Genomic DNA, 19,881 nt, shown 5'->3' on the forward strand with positions numbered 1-19,881 from the left:
CTCAAAACAGGAGTTACAACCTACTTTGCGAGTATTGAAAATTTAAAGGATGAACCATATAAAATGTAAATAAATCTCTGTCTTAAACAAAAGAATGACCAGTCATTAAATGACTGGTCATTCTTTTGTATTATTGATTTTTAATTGGTTCGTCAGCAGTTAACTCTACTTGCTCTAGAGTAATTTTTGATAAGTAATCTATAGACCAGTTTTTCACCCGTTTGTTCACAGGAATAAGTTCAGTACGGAAGTATGTTGGCACTGTTACAGCGTCTTCATACATTGTTTCTTGCCATTTGCGGAATGCCTCTGCACGATAATCATTATCCAATGCTTCTTTTGAATCGATTGCTTCTAATTGTTTTTCTAGCTCAGGTGTAGTCCAGCGAGCATAGTTAAATGAAGCTTTTTTAGAGTAAAGACCGATTGGTGAAGGGTCTGTACCTGTGCCCCATGCAGCCATATACATATCGATATCTTTATCATCCGCTTTAACTTTATCGTAGAATGCGTTAAATTCGATTAGACGACCAGTTGTTAATTCTACTTTCAGGCCGACTTCTTTCCAGTTCTGGATATAGTACTGAACGATTTTGTTATCTTTATCAGAACCAGCCATACCTGCTAAATTGATTGTTAATGGTTTACCGTCTTTATCTTCACGGTAGCCATCATTGTCTTTATCTTTGTAGCCTGCATCGTCTAATAATTTTTTCGCTTTTTCAGGATCGTATTTATATCCTTCTAATGTATCATCATAGTATGCTGAGAATACTGGAGGAATTAAAGAGTTGCCTCGAGAGCGCAAGCCTTCATAGTATTGTTCTGCTACTGTCTCAACATCCATGCCATAAGCTATTGCTTTACGCAAGTTTGGATCAGACAGTTTAGCGTTTTCATCTACAACGACTTCGCCTTTCTTAGAATCCCATTTACCTTGTTTGAACCCGATATAAGAGTACGCAAGCTCAGGACGACCTAACACAGTAATATTGTTTAAATCTTTAATAGCACTGTAGTCATTTGCAGGGTAGTTTGGCGCTAACACGTCAAATTTACCTGTTTTCATAGCTTCAGCAGCTGTTGCTGAAGAAACTGTGGAAATTACCACTTTGTCAATTTTCGGTTGACCTTTCCAATAGTTCTTATTTGCAACCATTTCAACAGATTCGCCTTTGACGATTTTGTTGATAACAAATGCACCTAAAGTAACTGGATTTTTACGAACAGCATCAGATTTTTGCAAATCTTTAATAGCAATATCTTTTAATTGGTGCTTAGGTGCTGCATAACCCCAAAGTCCGTCCCCACCAGAGTAAATGGCTGGAGAAATTTTATGGAATGAAATCTCAACAGTGTGATCATCAACTTTTTTGATACCAGAGATATCTTTTGCTTTGCCAGCATGGTATTCTTTTGCACCTACTATATTTTGGAAGTTAGCATCGTATCGAACGCCTGTATAATCTTTGTTTCCGATGATTAGATATGGATAGATAACATCATCCGCAGTAAATGGCTTACCGTCAGACCATTTCACATCTTTTTGGATTGTAATTGTCGCTTTTTTTGCACCTTCATCTACTGATAATTTACCTAGACCGGTATCATCAAGCAAGAAATCTTCTTTTGTCGGGAATAATGAATTTGAAGTGTATGCTAGTATTTCTGCATCATATGCATCTTCATATAATTCGTATAAGAACATACCTTTGAATGGACCATCAGATTGTAACCCAACTTTCAATGTACCACCCTTTATTGCTTCATCATTATTTTCTTGAGTAAGTGGGAACTTGCTTGTATCCACTTTTTCTGGGGCTTTCCCACCTGAATCTTTTCCTGTGTCCTTGCTCGTGTCACCGTTGCCGCTACATGCTGCTAAAACAAGCATTAATGCTGCAAGAACAGTGAGTAACAATCTACTTCTCTTCTTCATCTAATTTCCTCCCTTAACCTAATCTTTGTTTTGAATCTGCTGCACGGCGGAATGCCTGTCCAACATAATTTATTGCCAGCATCAGTATTAAAATTAATAATGATGCGGGTAACCATACCCACCATCTATTGGAAATGACATCAGGATTACTTGCATACCCCACTAGCGTACCTAAACTCGGCACATTTGGAGGCAAACCAAAGCCTAAATAAGATAAACCTGTTTCAATCCCTACATTTCCAGCTAAGTTTAAGACTAGTTCAACGATTAAAAGGGAGCTTATATTAGGCAGTATCCCTTTGAGCATGATTGAAAAATCTCTCGTACCCATTGTTTTTGATGCGTTGACATAGTCTCTTCGTGCTTCAGAAAGCACCTTACTACGAATTAACCTTGCAGTACCTACCCAATAGAAGGCACTCAGTATAAGTACAAATGTAAATTGATTGTATTTTGGCACAATTGTAACGAAAACAATAATCAACATTAGCATTGGCAATGTGATAACGAAGTCTGTAACACGCATGATAATATTATCGATTAAACCACCATAATATCCTGCTATCAGTCCTAGTAATACACCGATTACCATTGTAATAGCTGTAATGGAAAACGCGATAAATAATGAGTTTCGAGTCCCAATTACCAATTGTCCCAGAACATCACTTCCACCTTGGTCGGTACCAAGAAAGAAGCCTCCCTCGCCCGGTTCCATAAAGATCGTTCTTAAATTAATTTGCATTAATGCTTCTTTATCAACAAATGGTGCCCAAAAAAATGCACCGAAAATAATAATAAGTAAAAATACTAAAGACATCGTAGCTAGTTTATCTTTTAAAAACTCACGAAATACGACTTGAAAACCTGTTGCAGGCATACTTTCTTTAGCCTCAGTTATTGTGTGGTCTTGTACATTTACCATATCTTTTCACCTATCTTCCAACAATTTTTTACTCAATACGAATTCGAGGATCAACAATACTCATAATAATGTCCGATAAAAGACTCCCTAACAATGAAAGGAAACCAAATAACATAACCAATGCTGTAATTACAGAGTAATCACGTTGTCCCAACGATTCTATAAAGAGCTGTCCCATACCTGGATAACCAAAAATTGTTTCAATAAAGATAGAGCCACCCAATAAACCAGTTATTGTAAAGCCAAGAAATGCTGCAATCGGTAAAAGTGAGTTTCGGAAAATATGTTTTGAATAAATTTTCTTCATTGGCACACCTTTACTACGGGCTGTTTTTACATAATCTTGTGTTTTCGCATCAATGACCTCTGAACGGAGATATTGAATAACACTTGTCGTTCCTAAAATAGCTCCGGTAAAGCCCGGTAAGATGAGATGATACAGCTTGCTCATGAAATAACCCCATGTGCCAGCGTCATATTTCACATCAACTGATCCACTTGTTGGGAACCAATCCAGTTTGTACCCGAAGAAGAAAAGAATGAGCAATCCAAGCACAAATGTTGGAATCGCATACGTTACAAAGCTGTATAAGACTGTTCCTTTATCAAAAAGCGAATTTTGAAAGCGTCCTGCATAAATACCAAGTGGAATTGCAATCAAATACACCAAGAGAACAGTAAATAATGAAAGCCAAAATGTATTTAGTGCACGTTCGCCAATTAAGCTTGATACACTATCTTTGAATGCGTAACTATCACCAAAATCACCGTGGAAAGCATTGACAATCCAATGATAATATTGAACATACCAGGGATCGTTCAACCCCGCCTTTTCTCTTAATTCTTCTATAACATTAGGGTCGGTTTGCGGAGTAATCATACCAGTGAACGGATCACCCGGCATTAATTTTGCTAATCCAAAAATAAGTAGACTTAATACAAATAGTTGAGGAATCATGACAAGTACGCGACGTACAATTGTTTTCCACATACTACATTCCTCCTCTCTCTGCACCCATCATGGCAACCTTATGCGTTTGCGAGAGGTCTTTTAATGGATACACTTTACCTTTTTCATCAAAATATTTATGGGAGTCAGCTTTATAAGCAGCTTCGACTGCCCGACGTTTAATTTTTCGTTCATCTCTTGTTTCTGGTTCTATATTTGGAATGGCAGATAGTAGACGATTTGTATAGACATGTTGAGGGTTAGCGTAAATTTCCTCTCGCGTGCCACTTTCTACAAATCTACCTTTATACATAATTGAGATATGGTCACACATGTGACGAACAACCCCTAAATCATGCGAGATAAATAAATAGCTAAGCCCGAATTCATTTTGAATGTCTTTCATAAAGTTGAGTACTTGGGCTTGTACAGATAAGTCCAGTGCTGATACCGGTTCATCAGCAATTATCATTTTGGGATTGCAAGCGACAGCTCGTGCAATGCCTAGACGTTGTTTTTGACCACCTGAGAATTCATGTGGGTATTTAAGCAAGGCCTCTTCAGACATGCCGACAATTTCAAGCAATTCAATAATTCTGCGTTTTTCTTCTTGCGGAGATACTTTCATAAAATTCCGGATCGGCTCTGCTAAAATCTCTTGAATTCTTTTTCTAGGGTTCATAGCAGAAGTAGAATCTTGGAAAATCATTTGGATATCGCGATTATACGCGCTGTTCCTTTTGCGACGTTGATTGGTCACATTTTGGCCCTCGTAAATAATTTGACCAGATGTAATTTTTTCAAGACCAATGATTGCCTTTCCTGTTGTCGATTTCCCAGAACCAGATTCGCCAACAAGGCCGTATGTTTTACCCTTTTCAAATTCCATTGATACACCGTCCACCGCGTATACATGGTCAACCACTGTATTGAAAAAACCTCCGCGAATTGGATAATGTACATTTAAATCTTTAATTTGCATGAAGCTCATGTTGCAGTCCTCCTTCTTGATGTTCAAAATGGAAGTCCTTCCAGCAAGTGCACCTTACAAAGTGATCCTTAGAAATTTCGTGCAATGCTGGGTTCTCTTCATGCTTGGTTTCATCAATCCATGGCACACGGGGTGCAAATCGGCAACCCTTACGCGGCATTTTCGTTAATGTTGGCACCATACCTTGGATTACTTCTAATCGCTCGTTGTTGCTGTCAGCTTGTGGTATCGAGTTTAATAATGACCTTGTATAAGGATGCAGTGGGTTTCTAAATAACTCGGTTACTGTTGCTAATTCAACAATCTGGCCAGCATACATAACAGCTACTCGATCTGCCACCTCTGCGACTACCCCTAAGTCATGAGTGATTAGGACAATCCCTGCATCTGTCTCTTCCTGTAAATCATTCAGCAAATCTAGAATCTGAGCTTGAATCGTTACATCTAACGCAGTTGTCGGTTCATCCGCAACCATAATCTTCGGTTTACAAGCAATTGCAATGGCAATTACCACACGCTGTCTCATACCTCCTGAAAGCTGATGAGGAAATTGATTCGCTACACGTGCTGGATTGACAATACCAACCTGATCTAACAATTCTAATACACGCTCTTTGCGTTTATTTTCATCAAGCTTCGTATGATATTTTAATGTTTCAGCAATTTGTTCACCAATTTTCATTAAAGGGTTTAAAGCTGCTAAAGGATCTTGGAAGATAAAACCGATATCATTTCCTCGAATTTTATTAAGCTCATCTTCCTTAAACTCTACTAAGTTTTTTCCTTTATAGAGAATCTCACCAGTCACTTTGGTATTGCCTGGCGGGTGAAGACCAACGATTGAAGTAGCGAGTGTACTTTTTCCGCAACCTGATTCTCCTACAATGGCTAACACTTCATTCTCCTTTAGTGTAAGCGATATATCTTCTACCGCATGATAATAATGATCTTTGATTCTAAAACTAGTATGTAAATTTTTTATATTTAAAATATCATTCTTCGATTTCATAATATATACTCCTTTCTAAATAGTAAGTAAGGAATGAAAATTCTAATAATTTAATTTAAAAAAACGTTAGGTTTCTACTCAGATATTTCGACACTCTAAATTTCTTATTTTTACTAATATATCATATATTTCTAATTTGTCTATATATTTTTACAATTCGTTTACACTTTTTAAATTTAAGTTAAATTTATCCCGTATTACATTCATATGCTAACAACTTCTTTTCAATTCAGTTCGTCCAAACATCACTCCGATTTATATAACTATATTATTTAATACAACTAACTAAAATCAGAAATTCAAATTGTATTCAAGAATCATATATTCTTTATAATTGAATAGTCCAAAATTTTTATTTAGTCAGATAACTTTTTTAATATTATAGCATAGGGATTTTATTTTAAAAACTACTTTTTAAAAATTCTTCCATACTCTCTTCTACTTTAAAGTGATAAATTTTCTTTTTTAAAAAAACACAAGCAAAGAAATACTTTGCTTGTGTTTAGATAATTAGCGGATTTCTGCACCCGCTTCAGTTAGCTCTTTCAATACTTGGTCATGTGCGCCTACCACTTCTTCGTCTGTTAATGTACGCTCAGGCGTTTGGTACGTCAATGTAAAGGCAAGTGATTTTTTACCCGCCTCCATTTTATCTCCTTCGTACAAGTCAAACACATGGATATCTTTTAACAGATCTCCTCCTGCACGTCGAATAATCTCTTCCAAATCTCCCGCTTTTACAGCTGAATTAACAACTAGTGCAATGTCGCGTGAAACGGATGGGAAACGTGGAACTGGTACATATTTTAACGGCTCAATGATTGTATTAAGAAGAGCCTCTATATTCAATTCAGCTACATAAGTTTCTTTAATGCCTTGTGCTTTTTGCTCAGATGGATGAATTTGACCAAGGAAACCGATAGACTTGTTATCTAAAAGAACTTTTGCTGTACGTCCAGGATGCATTCCATCGATAACAGCAGTTTCTAAAGAAATTCTTCCTTCAATATCCAATTTCGCAAACATCGCTTCTAAAATTCCTTTTAGTACAAAGAAATCTACTTTTTTGTTTTCGCCTTGCCATTTATGGTTAAGCCAATCGCCTGTTAAAGCAATGGCGATATGTTCCTCTTCATGTGGCAGGCCTTCTTCCGTTTGCCCTAAAAAGACGGAACCAATTTCATACAATGCCACGGTATCTTGTTGACGCGACACATTATACGTCACAGCCTCAATAAGATGTGGTAAGATACTTTGTCGCAGCGTGCTTCTTTCCTCACTCATTGGCATTAATAAACGTGTAGTTTGCGCCGTTTCTATTGCATATTTTTGTGAAAGATCATCAGATGTTAACGAATAAGTTAATGCTTGCTCAAGGCCAATACCTTGCATTAGATGGTGGACAATTCGTCTTTTCGCTTGATAATGCGTTAATCCGCCAGATTTTCCTTCATCAACTGGAAGAGTAGCTGGAATTTCATCGTACCCATATAACCGAGCGATTTCTTCCACAACATCTTCTTCAATTTTAACGTCTTGACGGCGTGTCGGCACATCAATAAATAGAAGTCCATTTGCTGTTTCAACAGTGAATTTTAAACGTTTTAAAATAGAAACCATTTCGTTTAGTGAAATTTTCATTCCTAAGCGTGCATTCACAAAGTCAGGAGACACCACGACACGTGTTGGTTCTTTTTCTAATTCATCTACCATTACAGTCCCTTCCAATACCTCGCCACCTGCTAGCTCTGCTAACAATTGTGCCGCACGTTCAGCTGCTGGGATGACACGATTTGGATCAATGCCTTTTTCATATCGAGCACTTGCTTCACTTCTTAATCCAAGTGATTTTGCTGTTTGACGGATTGATTGACCTTCAAAATATGCAGATTCAATAACAACAGTTGTTGTAGTATCGGTTACTTCAGAATCTAAACCGCCCATAACACCTGCAACTGTTACAGCTTCTTTACCATTTGTAATGACTAAGTTCTCTTTTGTTAATTCGCGTTCTTGGCCATCAAGTGTTGTAATTTTTTCACCATCGTTTGCTAAGCGAACAAGTATTTCACCTGTACCAAGTGCGTCATAGTCGAATGCGTGAAGTGGTTGGCCATATTCCATTAACACATAATTTGTAATATCCACTACATTATTTAACGGACGTACGCCTGCTGCCATTAAACGTTCTTGAAGCCATAATGGCGATTCACCAACTTTGACGTTCTTCACTACTTTTGCAGTATACATAGGATTTTGTTCTTTCGCTTCAACGCTTACCTTTAAAACATCAGAAGCTTTTTCATTAGAAGCTGTGTATGTCGGCTCCGGCAGATTGATTTCTTCTGATAGGATAGCAGCCACTTCATAAGCAACCCCAAGCATGCTCATGGCATCAGAACGGTTTGGTGTAAGACCTAATTCTAGTACGACATCATCCAGGCTTAACGCTTCGATTGCATCCATTCCAACTGGCGTGTCTTCAGGCAATACAAATATTCCATCTGCGTATTTTTTCGGTACTACTTTGCTGTCCATCCCTAACTCTTGCAATGAGCAAATCATGCCGTTGGACACTTCACCACGAAGCTTACCTTTTTTGATTTTCTTGCCGCCGACATAGCCATTTGGACGAACTGCTACAATTTTTTGTCCTTCTTCTACATTAGGTGCCCCGCAGACAATCTGTGATAATTCAATCTCACCGAAGTCTACTTGGCAAATATTCAAATGGTCAGAATCTGGGTGTTTTACTTTCTCTTTAATTTCTCCCACCATCAGTTTCTTTAAGCCCTCTGATAAATGGTGGACACCTTCTACTTCAATCCCTGAACGGGTAATTTTCTCTGCTATTTCTTCTGGACTTAACTCTTGAAGATTCACATATTGTGATAGCCATTTTAGTGATACATACATCTCTCTCGTCTTCCTCCTTACTCTTCCACGCGATGGAATTGTGATAAAAAGCGTACATCATTTGTATAGAAATGGCGTATATCATCTACACCGTATTTCAGCATAGCAATACGCTCCGGTCCCATCCCAAATGCAAATCCTGATACTTTTTTCGGATCATACCCTGCCATGGATAATACATTTGGATGTACCATACCAGCTCCAAGGATTTCAATCCAACCTGTATGTTTGCAGACATTACAGCCTTCTCCTCCGCATTTGAAGCAAGAGATATCCATCTCAACTGACGGCTCTGTGAACGGGAAGAAACTTGGACGCAAACGAATCTCACGGTCGTCACCAAACATTTTCTTCGCGAAAAGATCTAATGTACCTTTTAAATCGCTCATCCGGATATTTTCGCCAACCACTAGGCCTTCGATCTGAGTAAACTGGTGTGAATGTGTTGCATCATCATTATCGCGTCGGAAAACCTTCCCTGGGCAAATGATTTTAATTGATTCACCTTTTTTCGCTTCCATTGTACGAGCTTGCACAGGTGATGTATGTGTACGAAGAAGGATTTCTTCAGATATATAGAAAGTATCTTGCATATCTCTTGCTGGATGTCCTTTTGGCAAGTTTAGCGCTTCAAAGTTATAGTAGTCTTTCTCTACTTCTGGCCCTTCTGCCACTTCATATCCCATAGAGATAAATAAATCTTCAATTTCTTCAATCACACGTGTTAAAGGATGAGCTCCACCAACTTTAACTGGGCGTCCTGGCAATGTAATATCAATTGCTTCCTTCGCTAACTGCTCATTGATCGCCACTTCTTCTAGTTCCACTTTACGAGCATCTAGCGCTTGCTGCACTTCTGCACGCACCTCATTGACTAAAGCGCCCATTTTTGGACGTTCATCTGCAGGTAGTTTCCCCATCCCTTTTGATAACTCTGTGATGGGACCTTTTTTCCCTAGAAATGCTACACGCACTTCATTTAATTGTTTCATGTCCTCAGCAGCCGAAACCTTGCTTAATGCTTCTTCTTTTAGCTGAGTTAATTGTTCTAGCATTGCCAAATTAATTCCTCCTTCCAAAAATAAAAAAACCCCGCCCCTAAAAAGGGACGAGGAATACTTCGCGATACCACCCTAGTTATTGCAGATGTGCCAGTTGGGACACCATACAACCACTTCATTGATTTAACGGTTATTCACCGGCTCACCTTTACAGCATATTGCTGGTCCTGGCGGCTGCTAACGGGGTGAACTTCCATTTAACTTGCATTGCACATGCTTCCAGTCACAGGCATGCACTCCCTAAAATGCTTGTAAAATGTACTCTTCCCGATCTTTGCATTTTTTATAATCCTTATACAAATTCATTATAATCAATCATCTACATGACATCAAGAAATTCTTTTTATGCGAACAATCACACACATATTTATGGATTTTCCATTCGTTTAGGTAGCGAAATAATACAGGACGATACCCGTCGCAACAGCTACATTTAAAGATTCAGCTTGACCCAGTATAGGGATTATGACATTTTTATCTGTTTTAGCCAACAAATCTTCATGTATGCCTGCACCTTCATTGCCCATAATTAAAGCAAATTTGCCTTCTTTTTTTACCTCATGATATAAAACAGCATTTTGTAATGCAGTTCCATAAACCGGAATTCCTTTCTCCTTCGAGGTATCAATCCATTCTGTTAAATCACCAGTGATAACAGGGATATGAAAAATGGAGCCTTGTGTAGAGCGGACAGTCTTTGGATTATAAGGATCTGCTGTACCCTTGCCTAAAATTACAGCATCAATGCCAGCAGCGTCCGCAGTACGGATCATAGTGCCCACATTGCCTGGATCTTGCACGGCATCAATTAGCAACAATTTGGTCCAGCTAGCTTTTTCTGAATCTTGCGTACTCGGTTTTTTCACATGAGCGAAGATACCTTGGGAATGTTCCGTTTCCGAAAATTCTGCTGCTACCTGCGGAGTTACTTCCACAATAAAAAGCTGATCCAGATTCCAATGGGAAGGAATTTCAACATCTTCTCGGATGATTAGGTTTAATATATCTACATTACTTTTCAAAGCTTCTTCAATCAAATGGAAACCTTCTATTATAAATTCACCTGAACGATCACGCTCTTTACGTGTTGTCGTTAGCTTCTTCCAATACTTCACAAGTGAATTTTGGGGAGATTCTATTCTTTTCATCATTCTTTCCGCCTTTACCTCTGTTAATACTTCGTAATCATTACTCTCTTTCAGTTTAACAAAAGTATGTATAACAATCGAGTAAATGGCAAAAATATTGTCAGGAGGGATGCCGAATGAATTTTCAAATACGCGATGCCATTAAGCATAATGTGACAGGAAACAGCCCAGACGAATTAAAAAATATTGTGGAAGATGCGATTAAACGCGGTGAAGAACATTTACTTCCAGGTCTTGGCGTATTCTTTGAAACATGGTGGCAGCAAGCTGATAAAAAAGAACAAGATTCTTTCATGAACGAACTTTCAAGAGCTTTCGCTTAAACCAAAAAGTAGCACTTCTTCCATAAGAAGCTGCTACTTTTTCTATCATACGAGAAAGATTTTCTATTATTGCTTAATCGGCTAATATAGAGACAAGCAGTGCTTTTTGAGCATGAAGACGATTTTCTGCTTGCTGGTAGATAACAGAATGGCTGCTATCAATAATAGACGAAGTCACTTCTTCTTCGCGATGTGCAGGCAAACAATGCATAAATATATAATCGGATTTAGCATGTGCGACAAGTGCATCATTTATTTGGAATTCCTTAAAATCTTGCAGGCGTTTTTCGCATTCATCTTCTTGCCCCATCGAAGTCCAAACATCGGTATAGATGATATCAGCATTTGATGCCGCTTCAACCGGATCAAACGTATGCAGAATGGTACTATCATTTGCTGATGCAATGTTTTTGGCCTCGTTCATGATATCTTGGTTAGGTTCATATCCTTTTGGTGTAGCAATAGCTAAATCCATCCCAACATGTGCGCAGGCATTCATTAATGAGTGGACAACATTATTGCCATCGCCTATGTAGGCAAGTTTAAGTCCTTTGAATGTCCCTTTCACTTCATAAATTGTCTCCAAATCAGCTAATGCTTGGCAAGGATGAGCTAGGTCTGTAAGTCCATTAATAACAGGAATGGATGCATGTTTTGCAAGTTCAACTACTTTCTCATGAGAATTTGCCCGAATCATGATACCTTCTAAATATCCTGAGAGAACATGACCAGTATCTAAAATCGACTCACCACGACCTAGTTGAAGATCGTTTGCATTCATATACATACTTTTTCCGCCAAGCTGATTCATTGCTACTTCAAAGGAAATACGGGTACGCGTGGAGCTTTTTTCGAAAATCATCCCTAGTGTTTTGCCTTCTAATAACGGCGGACAAACTTCTTCTTTTGTTATCTTTTTCAGCTTAATGGCCAGATCTATAAGCTGGCTTACTTCTAAACTTGTGCATTCCCTTAACTCCAATAAATCTTTACCTTTCAACGATGTGACTATTCTCAATTGCATCTTATCCAACAATTTCATCTGTACATCCCCTTCCGACTAATTGGTTATTGTCTATTGTATATATGTATAATTATAAATTCAAGTGTATTTTTATAATACTTTAAACATACAAAAAAAGGGAAGCCAATAAGTTTTGACTTCCCTTTTCAGAATTACTATTCAAAAATAATGTTATTCACAGTCTCACGATCTAGTTTTTTAATAACTTCAATCATTAATTTAACTGTGTTGTCAAAATCATCACGGTGTAAGATTCCTGCATGCGAGTGGATATAGCGTGTAGCAATTCCAATAGATAAAGCAGGCACACCATTTGCTGTTAAATGTATAGAACCTGCATCTGTACCTCCACCAGGAATTGCTTCATATTGATAAGGAATATTATTTTCTTCCGCTGTATCTACAACCAAGTCTCTTAAACCTCTATGAGCAACCATAGATGCATCATAAATAATGATTTGTGGTCCGTCACCCATTTTGCTGTTTGATTCTTTTGGCGTTACTCCTGGTGTATCTCCTGCAATGCCAACATCAACTGCAAAACCGATATCCGGGTTAATTTTATGTGTAGCTGTTTTTGCACCACGTAGTCCTACTTCTTCTTGCACTACCCCACAGCTGTAGACTATGTTTGGATGTTGTTCGTCTTTTAATCCTTTTAATACCTCAATGGCAATCGCACAGCCAATGCGGTTATCCCACGCTTTGGCAAGTAAGTGCTTTTCATTTTTCATGACAGTAAATTCAAAGTATGGCGTTACCATATCACCTGGACGTACTCCCCATGATTCCGCTTCATCCTTAGAAGTTGCTCCAATATCAATAAACATATCTTTAATTTCATAAGGTTGCTTACGTGCTGATGCCGGCAAGATATGCGGAGGTTTTGAACCGATAACACCCACAATTGTTTCACCTTTACGCGTTACGATTTGGACACGCTGAGCAAGCATTACTTGCGACCACCAGCCACCAACCGTTTGGAATTTCAAAAATCCCTTGTCATCAATTTGCGTGATCATAAAGCCGATTTCATCTAAATGCCCTGCAAGCATAATTTTCGGTCCATCTGGATTCCCGACTTTTTCTGCAATCACGCTGCCAAGATTGTCATTCTCCACTTTATCTGCATATGGCTTCAAGTACTTTGTCATAACATCTCGTGCTTCTTTTTCGTTACCCGCAATACCGCGTGCATCTGTTAATTCTTTAAACATCGTTAAAGTTTCATCTAATATAACCACTATTTCGCCCCCCTAAGTATCAATACTTATTCATTATAATGCTAACAATGGTAATTTTCAAAATAAAATTAAAACTTGCCTGAAGAACCAAACCCTTTTTGAGAACGGTCTGACTGAGAAACTTCGTTTACCTCTTCAAGATTCACGGCTAATACTGGTGCAATTACCATTTGAGCGATTCGCATATGTTTTTCTACCAAGAAATCTTCTTGTCCATGATTAATTAATATAATTTTGATTTCCCCTCTATATCCTTCATCGATTGTACCAGGGCTATTTAGCACCGTTACGGAATGCTTTAATGCTAAGCCGCTTCTAGGGCGGATTTGTGCTTCTGTCCCCATAGGCAATTCAATGATAATACCAGTTGGGATTAACGCAGATTCACCCGCTTTGATCACGGTATCTTCCACAGCAAATAAATCTAAACCTGCGTCCCCCGGATTAGCGCGATATGGTATTTTGGCATCTTTATGTATGCGTTGTATTTTTAATGTTAATGAATAATCCATCTTTTTTAACCTGCCTTTTATAAATATTTCTTCTCCATCGTATCGAAAAAGAAATCAATTGAAAAGAAATAACATTATACTAATATCGATAATTGCTAACACTGTAAAACCGATAACAAAATGAATTCTTCTAGATTTGTGATGAAACACCATCATGCCTAGCCATGTTCCAACAGCACCACCTATCAAGGCAATAAACCATAACCTTTTTTCAGGGATACGCCATCGTTTATAAATTGCCTTTCTTTTATCCACCCCCATTGTGACAAAACCAATGAATGAGATAATAATAAAATAGATTATATAATAGGTAGATTTCAAAATAGAGTTCTCCTTATGTGATATTTATAAAAATAAAAACGCCATTCAATCTTTTGCTGAATGGCGTGTTTTGGAATCAATTATTTTGTTTCCTGTACATACGATTTATTGGCTGTTAAGTATTGGCCTGAAGTAGTTTTCAATCGTGGTGTACCATTTTTATCAAATGCGATTATTGCAATATCAAGGACCGTGCCTTTTTTGATAGTTTTAACAGTTGTAGCTGATGAGAAAACTGTACTGTTGTATAAAGTTGCAGAGGCTTTTGTTACAATCACTTTCTCAGGTGCTTTAGTTAAATAATTGTCAACTGTTGAGATTGTTTTTATCACATATACTTTATTTGCAGTGATATATGTGCCTTTGCTAGTTTTTAATCTAGGTGTGCCGCCTGCTGTATATTCAACATCTGTAATGTTTACAACATCACCTTTATCATAGCTACCTGTTTTTGTGTCACTGTTAAATGTCGTGCTATTATAGTTTGTTACATTATCTTTTTGGATAACTACTTTTTCTGGTGCTTCTGTATAGTAATTGTCAATTGAAGATATAACCTTTTTAACATACTGTTTGTTCGCTGTAATATACGTATCATTAGCTGTTCTTAATCTTGGTGTGCCGCCTGCTGTATATTCAACACCTGTAATATCAAGCAATGTATTTTTAGGTAATGTTCTCAACTTGTTTAAAGAAGTAAAGTTTGTGGTACTATAAGTACTAGCGCCACTAGCTTTAGAAACAACAATTTTTGCCGGTGGAGTTGTATAAAAATCACTAATATTTGAAACTACTTTTGACACATATTTTCGATTTGCAGTAATATACTTGCCATCTGTTGTTTGAAGGCGAGGTGTTCCACCCTTCGTATATTTTACAGCTTTAGTAGATAATATTGTGTTTGCTTTTACTGTTTTAACTTTTGTAGATGAAGAAAAGTTCACACTGTTATAAAGGGTTGCAGAGCTTTTTTTCACTACAATTTTTTTAGGGTTTGTACGATAATAGCTTGAAGTTCCTGCTAAAGTGATATCAGGTTTGAAGAAAGTTTCTAGCGTCTTACCATCTTTTAGCTTATTCAAATCTACATTTCCAGCAATACCTAAAACATTCCCTTGGCTAGTATACTGCCAAAGATCATAATCTTCCACTGTTGGCTTTTCCCAATTCTCAGCTACATCATCATTGTTACCGTAGCGTGCAATCCATAGGAAATCTCTGTTTTTTACGTTTTGCAATCCATATTGTTTATAGTAAGCGTCACCTGTATAAAGACCTACAGGTTTATTGCTAATAGCTTTTAGTTTGTTTATGAAAGCTGTTGTATTTGCGACAATATCGCTTCTTGTGAAACCACTATCAGTAGCTTCTACATCAACTACATAGAATTTTGTTTGCTTGCTAGCTCTTGTATAAAAATTAACGGCTTCTTCTTCAGCTTGCGCTTTATTTGTGTAACGCGCATAACCATATACGCCGAATGGAATTCCGTGTTCTTGTGCTGATTTTTCATAGCTCTTATGATATGAATCTTCTAAACTACCGTCTTGAGTACGGATAATGACAAAATCCAAATCCTTACTTGCTTGACTCCAATTAATATTTCCTTGCCATTTCGATATATCTGCGATGACAGGTTCTTTAGCTAATGCGACATTTGTACCTACTAAACAAAATATAGCTACTGCCATTAGCATAACTATATTTTTAAGAATCCTCATTCCTATTCCTCCTAGTATTAGTAATATTACTAAATATTGACCTTACTAAGGATAGCAAAATTTTAGTAGAATTAACAGGTAATATTTTTATCAATATTGTTACAAAACTTACAATTACGTCTCATTTAAATATAAAAATTATGCTTATCTTGTAAAATAAGAATACAATTTGAACTAGTAATAGTATTTTTTTTAGATAAATTTAACCTGGATGTTTGTTTACAATATTTTTTTACAATAGTACTTTGCAATTATAGGACATCTCATCTAGTAGTTGTTGTGTTACATATGTATGATGCTATCGTTCGATATTTCGTTCATTTTAAATTAGGAATGATTTCTTAATATAAAAAAGCGAGATATCGTAGAACGAAATCTTGCCTTTTACATGGCGTTATTAAGATAGCTATAGTTTATTTTTCGCCAAAGCTCCCTGAAAATTGTTTTACCGCAGCTTTAACTTCTTCTAGTTTTTCAGGTTTTAATAGAGCAATCATTTTCGGAATGAATTCTTGAATATCTTCTTGTGAAAACGTTCCCTCATCTTGCTTTTTGAAATTTTCTAAAAGAATTTCTCTTGCTTCCTCTTCTTTACCCTCTTGAACTCGTTGTAAAATAAAGCGCAAAAACATTTCTTGACCTTGTTTATCCATCTTAACTCTCCTTAATAAAGCTAATTTTCAGACCTTAAATGATCTTCTTCCATTATATCATCAAACCCAACAGGGGAATACTTGTTTGTTTAACAGTTAGTAGCTTTACTGTTCAATCTAAAAAATCAAGGACCGAAGCATCAGCCCTTGATTGAATAGCATTTAATTATGCGTTAACAGCAACGTTCAATTGTTGTGCAGGTCCGAAGAATTCAAAGTGAATTTGTGATTCCTTGAAGCCTAATGCATACAACTGGTTGATAATAGCTTCCATAAATACAGCTGGACCACACACATATACATCATTTTCAAGACTCACATTTTCTTGTAAGAATTCTTTTGTGATATAGCCTACTTCATCTGTATTTAATGCGATATAACTTGCATTTGACATTTTCGCAATATTTTCTTGGATCTCGTTATCAAATACATGCAACTTAGAAGTACGAGCGCTATGAATCAATGTTGTTGTTCTGTTTGCGTCAAGTGCTGCTAATGTGTCGAACATTGCCATTAGCGGTGTAATACCCACGCCGCCTGCGATAAATGTTACTGGCGCTTTAGAAGCTAAATCTAATTGGAAGTCGCCAGCTGGTGCGCTTACTTGAATGCGGTCTCCTACTTTAGCTTGGTTGTGCAAGTATAGAGACACTTTACCTTCTGGGTCATTAATGTCTTCACGTTTTACTGAGATACGGAATGCTTCGTTATTTGCAGCTCTAGATAAGCTATATTGACGATTGTGAGTAAATTCATCACCAGGAATTGTTACTTGGACTGTGATATATTGACCTGGTTGATATTCTGGCAATACTTTACCATCTACTGGTTTTAGGTAGAATGATGTAATTTCTTCATTCTCTACTACTTTATCAGCGATTTCGAATTCTTTAAAGAATCTCCAACCACCTTGTTGTTTTTCAGCTTCTTGGTACATTTCTTCTTCTACAGAGATAAATGCATCTGCGATAACGCCGTATGCCTCTGCCCACGCATTAATGATATCATCTGTTGCTGCATCACCTAACACTTCTTTAATTGCACCTAGTAAATGTTCGCCAACAATTGGATAATGTTCTGGTTTAATACCTAAACTTCTGTGTTTATGTGCAATTTGTTTAACAACCGGCATAATAGCACCAAGATTTTCAATGTGTACAGCAGCTGCATACACTGTGTTTGCTAGCGCTGCTTGTTGACGTCCTTTTGCTTGGTTTGCATGGTTGAAAATATTTAATAATTCAGGATGTGCTGCGAACATATTTTTATAGAAGGTTTTTGTAATATTATTTCCGTGTACTTCTAATACTGGTGCAGTTGATTTTACAATATCCATAGTTTGTTGTGATAACATATCAAACACTCCTTTTCTTTTAACAACTCAAAGATACACCTATCTAATTCTTAAAGCAATATTATAAATACATCTTTAACAAAAAAGACATATTTCAAATATATCTTTTAAAAAAGATGAATTCAGTCTAACATGGTATAATGGATATATAGAAATGGTGGTGATCCTCATGCGATTAACTTTGTATACTGATTACTCTTTACGTGTCCTCCTCTACCTCGGTGCGATGGATGCAGAAAAATTAGCCACAATTAAAGAAATATCAGAAGCCTATGGCATATCAAAAAATCACTTAATGAAAGTGACACATGAGCTGGGCAAACTTGGTTATATAGAAACAATAAGAGGCCGCGGTGGCGGTATTCATCTTGCATTAAAACCAGAAGAAATTGTACTAGGCAAAGTGATTCGGGAAACAGAAGAAGATCTCTATTTAGTCGATTGCTTCAACCCGGAATCCGTTGGGTGTATCATTTCACCTGTATGCAGCTTAAAGGGCGCGCTAAATAAAGCCCTCCATGCATATATGTCGGTCTTGGATGAATATACATTAGCCGATTTTCTTCATTCAAAAGAGGAAATTGCTGCTATATTGTTTAATGATTAGCTCAATATATAGTAAAAAAACCTTTCGTCTAATAAGAAACGAAAGGTTTTTTATTTTACCAAATTTTTAATAAATAGCGTGTGGCATTTCAATTTGCTCTTTCTATCTAAATAGAAGGAGCAAATTTTTCATTATATATTCATTGTTCTTTTTTGCAACATTACTTGCTTAACTTTGCTAAAGCTTCTCCGTATTTTTCTTTATCGAATTCTTTAGTGATTAGGCCTTTTACTAAACCTTTTTTAACTTTTAATGTTTGCAATTCATAGAATTCAGACGAATTATTATACGGGCGTAACGTAAGTTTACCCGTAAAACGTTTGGCATCCGCTACAACATAACCCTTTTTCAAAGCATATTTCACACTAGAATCTTTTTTTGCAAAAATACGTTTCTTGTTCTTTGTGTTAAGCTTCCCATTTTTAACTACAAGATTCGTCGTATACTTTCCTTTCCCTAAACTATTTGTAATCAAAATAACGGGTTTTTTCATGCTTGTTGACGTGCGGATTAATTGATCTGCATCTTTCATAAATGCATAATATTCTGCTTCCCGCATCCATTCGATATAACCATCTTTTACTTTTAGTTGGATTTGTCGATATGAATCGTTTTCATATAATTGGCGTGCGCGTTCTGTATCTAATATCACCCTCCCAGTATAAGGGCTCGTTACACCAGCTGCCCGGCGGATAATGCGTCCTTCTTTCACCGTAAAAATACCATTAGTAATTTCATCGAGCTTTCCGTTAAATTTTACTACCTCGCCAAAATTATTCTCTTGTTCAAAAATACGTCTATCCTCATAAAGAAGGCCGTCTTCTAGAAAGACTAAGTCGGTTTTTACTTGCGGCTCCTTTACATAATCTGTTCTTATATCATGAATGGTATGGCCAAAATCTTGAGAACCACTAGAATACGGCTTGGTATAATTCCCACGGCGAACGCGTTCCACAGTATATTTTCCTTCTAACTGTTGTTTAGCTGTTTCGAAGTCCACTTTTTCAATACTTGCAGATGCTTGTTGCGTACCAATTCCACTAAATATCACACTAGCTGTCAGCGTTGCTATCGCCCATTTCTTCATATAACACCCTCCATATAATAGTACTTTTCTCTATTTTACCATATATATATTTCATTCCCTTTACATTAAGGTAAGGTTTATTATCATATGTATTATTATA

Annotated in this window: 18 protein-coding genes and 1 other annotated feature; of the genes, 2 read left to right on the forward strand and 16 right to left on the reverse strand. The window is 37.0% G+C overall.

Going from position 1 to position 19,881, the window contains the following annotated elements:
- Positions 1 to 130: 130 nt before the first annotated feature.
- From RST01_RS08345 to RST01_RS08380, 8 genes are all read right to left on the reverse strand, one after another.
- Positions 131 to 1,939 (reverse strand): oligopeptide ABC transporter substrate-binding protein, encoded by a 1,809-nt coding sequence (locus tag RST01_RS08345; RefSeq protein ID WP_147195917.1) that lies wholly within the window; start codon positions 1,937 to 1,939, stop codon positions 131 to 133.
- Positions 1,940 to 1,952: 13 nt separating this feature from the next.
- Positions 1,953 to 2,861: an ABC transporter permease gene (locus RST01_RS08350; RefSeq protein WP_147195919.1), complete on the reverse strand. Its 909-nt coding sequence runs from the start codon at positions 2,859 to 2,861 to the stop codon at positions 1,953 to 1,955.
- A 28-nt stretch (positions 2,862 to 2,889) separates the two neighbouring features.
- Complete coding sequence (opp4B, locus tag RST01_RS08355; RefSeq protein ID WP_066788732.1) at positions 2,890 to 3,852, reverse strand: oligopeptide ABC transporter permease; 963 nt, start codon at positions 3,850 to 3,852, stop codon at positions 2,890 to 2,892.
- A 1-nt stretch (position 3,853) separates the two neighbouring features.
- Positions 3,854 to 4,801 (reverse strand): ATP-binding cassette domain-containing protein, encoded by a 948-nt coding sequence (locus tag RST01_RS08360; RefSeq protein WP_147195920.1) that lies wholly within the window; start codon positions 4,799 to 4,801, stop codon positions 3,854 to 3,856.
- Positions 4,782 to 5,810, reverse strand: coding sequence for an ABC transporter ATP-binding protein (locus RST01_RS08365; protein WP_147195922.1), 1,029 nt, complete (start codon positions 5,808 to 5,810; stop codon positions 4,782 to 4,784). Before RST01_RS08365 ends, RST01_RS08360 begins: the two co-directional genes overlap by 20 nt.
- A 510-nt stretch (positions 5,811 to 6,320) precedes the next feature.
- Positions 6,321 to 8,726: a phenylalanine--tRNA ligase subunit beta gene (pheT, locus tag RST01_RS08370; protein WP_147195923.1), complete on the reverse strand. Its 2,406-nt coding sequence runs from the start codon at positions 8,724 to 8,726 to the stop codon at positions 6,321 to 6,323.
- 17 nt (positions 8,727 to 8,743) lie between these two features.
- On the reverse strand, positions 8,744 to 9,781 hold the full coding sequence (gene pheS, locus RST01_RS08375) for a phenylalanine--tRNA ligase subunit alpha (RefSeq protein WP_147196126.1): 1,038 nt from the start codon (positions 9,779 to 9,781) through the stop codon (positions 8,744 to 8,746).
- A 46-nt stretch (positions 9,782 to 9,827) separates the two neighbouring features.
- Positions 9,828 to 10,071, reverse strand: a binding site (T-box leader).
- Positions 10,072 to 10,173: 102 nt separating this feature from the next.
- Positions 10,174 to 10,935, reverse strand: coding sequence for a TrmH family RNA methyltransferase (locus RST01_RS08380; protein ID WP_147196129.1), 762 nt, complete (start codon positions 10,933 to 10,935; stop codon positions 10,174 to 10,176).
- 116 nt (positions 10,936 to 11,051) lie between these two features.
- Here RST01_RS08380 and sspI point away from each other — a divergent pair, with 116 nt between their 5' ends.
- Positions 11,052 to 11,258: a small acid-soluble spore protein SspI gene (gene sspI, locus RST01_RS08385; RefSeq protein WP_066788746.1), complete on the forward strand. Its 207-nt coding sequence runs from the start codon at positions 11,052 to 11,054 to the stop codon at positions 11,256 to 11,258.
- Positions 11,259 to 11,331: 73 nt separating this feature from the next.
- Here the strand turns inward: sspI and argF are convergent, their stop codons facing one another.
- The 7 genes from argF to hmpA form a co-directional block, all read right to left on the reverse strand.
- Positions 11,332 to 12,300 (reverse strand): ornithine carbamoyltransferase, encoded by a 969-nt coding sequence (gene argF, locus RST01_RS08390; protein ID WP_147195925.1) that lies wholly within the window; start codon positions 12,298 to 12,300, stop codon positions 11,332 to 11,334.
- 137 nt (positions 12,301 to 12,437) lie between these two features.
- Positions 12,438 to 13,526, reverse strand: a complete 1,089-nt coding sequence (locus RST01_RS08395; RefSeq protein WP_147195927.1) for a M42 family metallopeptidase — start codon at positions 13,524 to 13,526, stop codon at positions 12,438 to 12,440.
- A 68-nt stretch (positions 13,527 to 13,594) separates the two neighbouring features.
- Complete coding sequence (gene dut, locus RST01_RS08400; protein ID WP_147195929.1) at positions 13,595 to 14,038, reverse strand: dUTP diphosphatase; 444 nt, start codon at positions 14,036 to 14,038, stop codon at positions 13,595 to 13,597.
- 54 nt (positions 14,039 to 14,092) lie between these two features.
- On the reverse strand, positions 14,093 to 14,359 hold the full coding sequence (locus tag RST01_RS08405) for a DUF1294 domain-containing protein (RefSeq protein WP_244946679.1): 267 nt from the start codon (positions 14,357 to 14,359) through the stop codon (positions 14,093 to 14,095).
- An 80-nt stretch (positions 14,360 to 14,439) separates the two neighbouring features.
- Positions 14,440 to 16,080: a DUF5776 domain-containing protein gene (locus RST01_RS08410; RefSeq protein ID WP_147195931.1), complete on the reverse strand. Its 1,641-nt coding sequence runs from the start codon at positions 16,078 to 16,080 to the stop codon at positions 14,440 to 14,442.
- A 413-nt stretch (positions 16,081 to 16,493) separates the two neighbouring features.
- The gene (locus tag RST01_RS08415; RefSeq protein ID WP_147195933.1) at positions 16,494 to 16,733 is read right to left on the reverse strand and encodes a hypothetical protein; all 240 of its coding nucleotides are present in this window, start codon (positions 16,731 to 16,733) and stop codon (positions 16,494 to 16,496) included.
- Positions 16,734 to 16,899: 166 nt separating this feature from the next.
- Positions 16,900 to 18,087 carry an NO-inducible flavohemoprotein gene (gene hmpA, locus RST01_RS08420; RefSeq protein ID WP_147195935.1) on the reverse strand — a complete coding sequence of 396 codons (1,188 nt, stop codon included), beginning with the start codon at positions 18,085 to 18,087 and terminating at the stop codon, positions 16,900 to 16,902.
- Between the two features lie 169 nt (positions 18,088 to 18,256).
- Between hmpA and RST01_RS08425 the strand changes: the two genes are divergently transcribed.
- Complete coding sequence (locus tag RST01_RS08425; protein ID WP_147195937.1) at positions 18,257 to 18,694, forward strand: RrF2 family transcriptional regulator; 438 nt, start codon at positions 18,257 to 18,259, stop codon at positions 18,692 to 18,694.
- Between the two features lie 160 nt (positions 18,695 to 18,854).
- Here the strand turns inward: RST01_RS08425 and RST01_RS08430 are convergent, their stop codons facing one another.
- Positions 18,855 to 19,781 carry a hypothetical protein gene (locus RST01_RS08430; protein WP_147195939.1) on the reverse strand — a complete coding sequence of 309 codons (927 nt, stop codon included), beginning with the start codon at positions 19,779 to 19,781 and terminating at the stop codon, positions 18,855 to 18,857.
- Between the last annotated feature and the right edge of the window lie 100 nt (positions 19,782 to 19,881).

This window comes from Rummeliibacillus stabekisii (assembly GCF_007988965.1).
In the GTDB taxonomy this organism is placed as follows: domain Bacteria; phylum Bacillota; class Bacilli; order Bacillales_A; family Planococcaceae; genus Rummeliibacillus; species Rummeliibacillus stabekisii.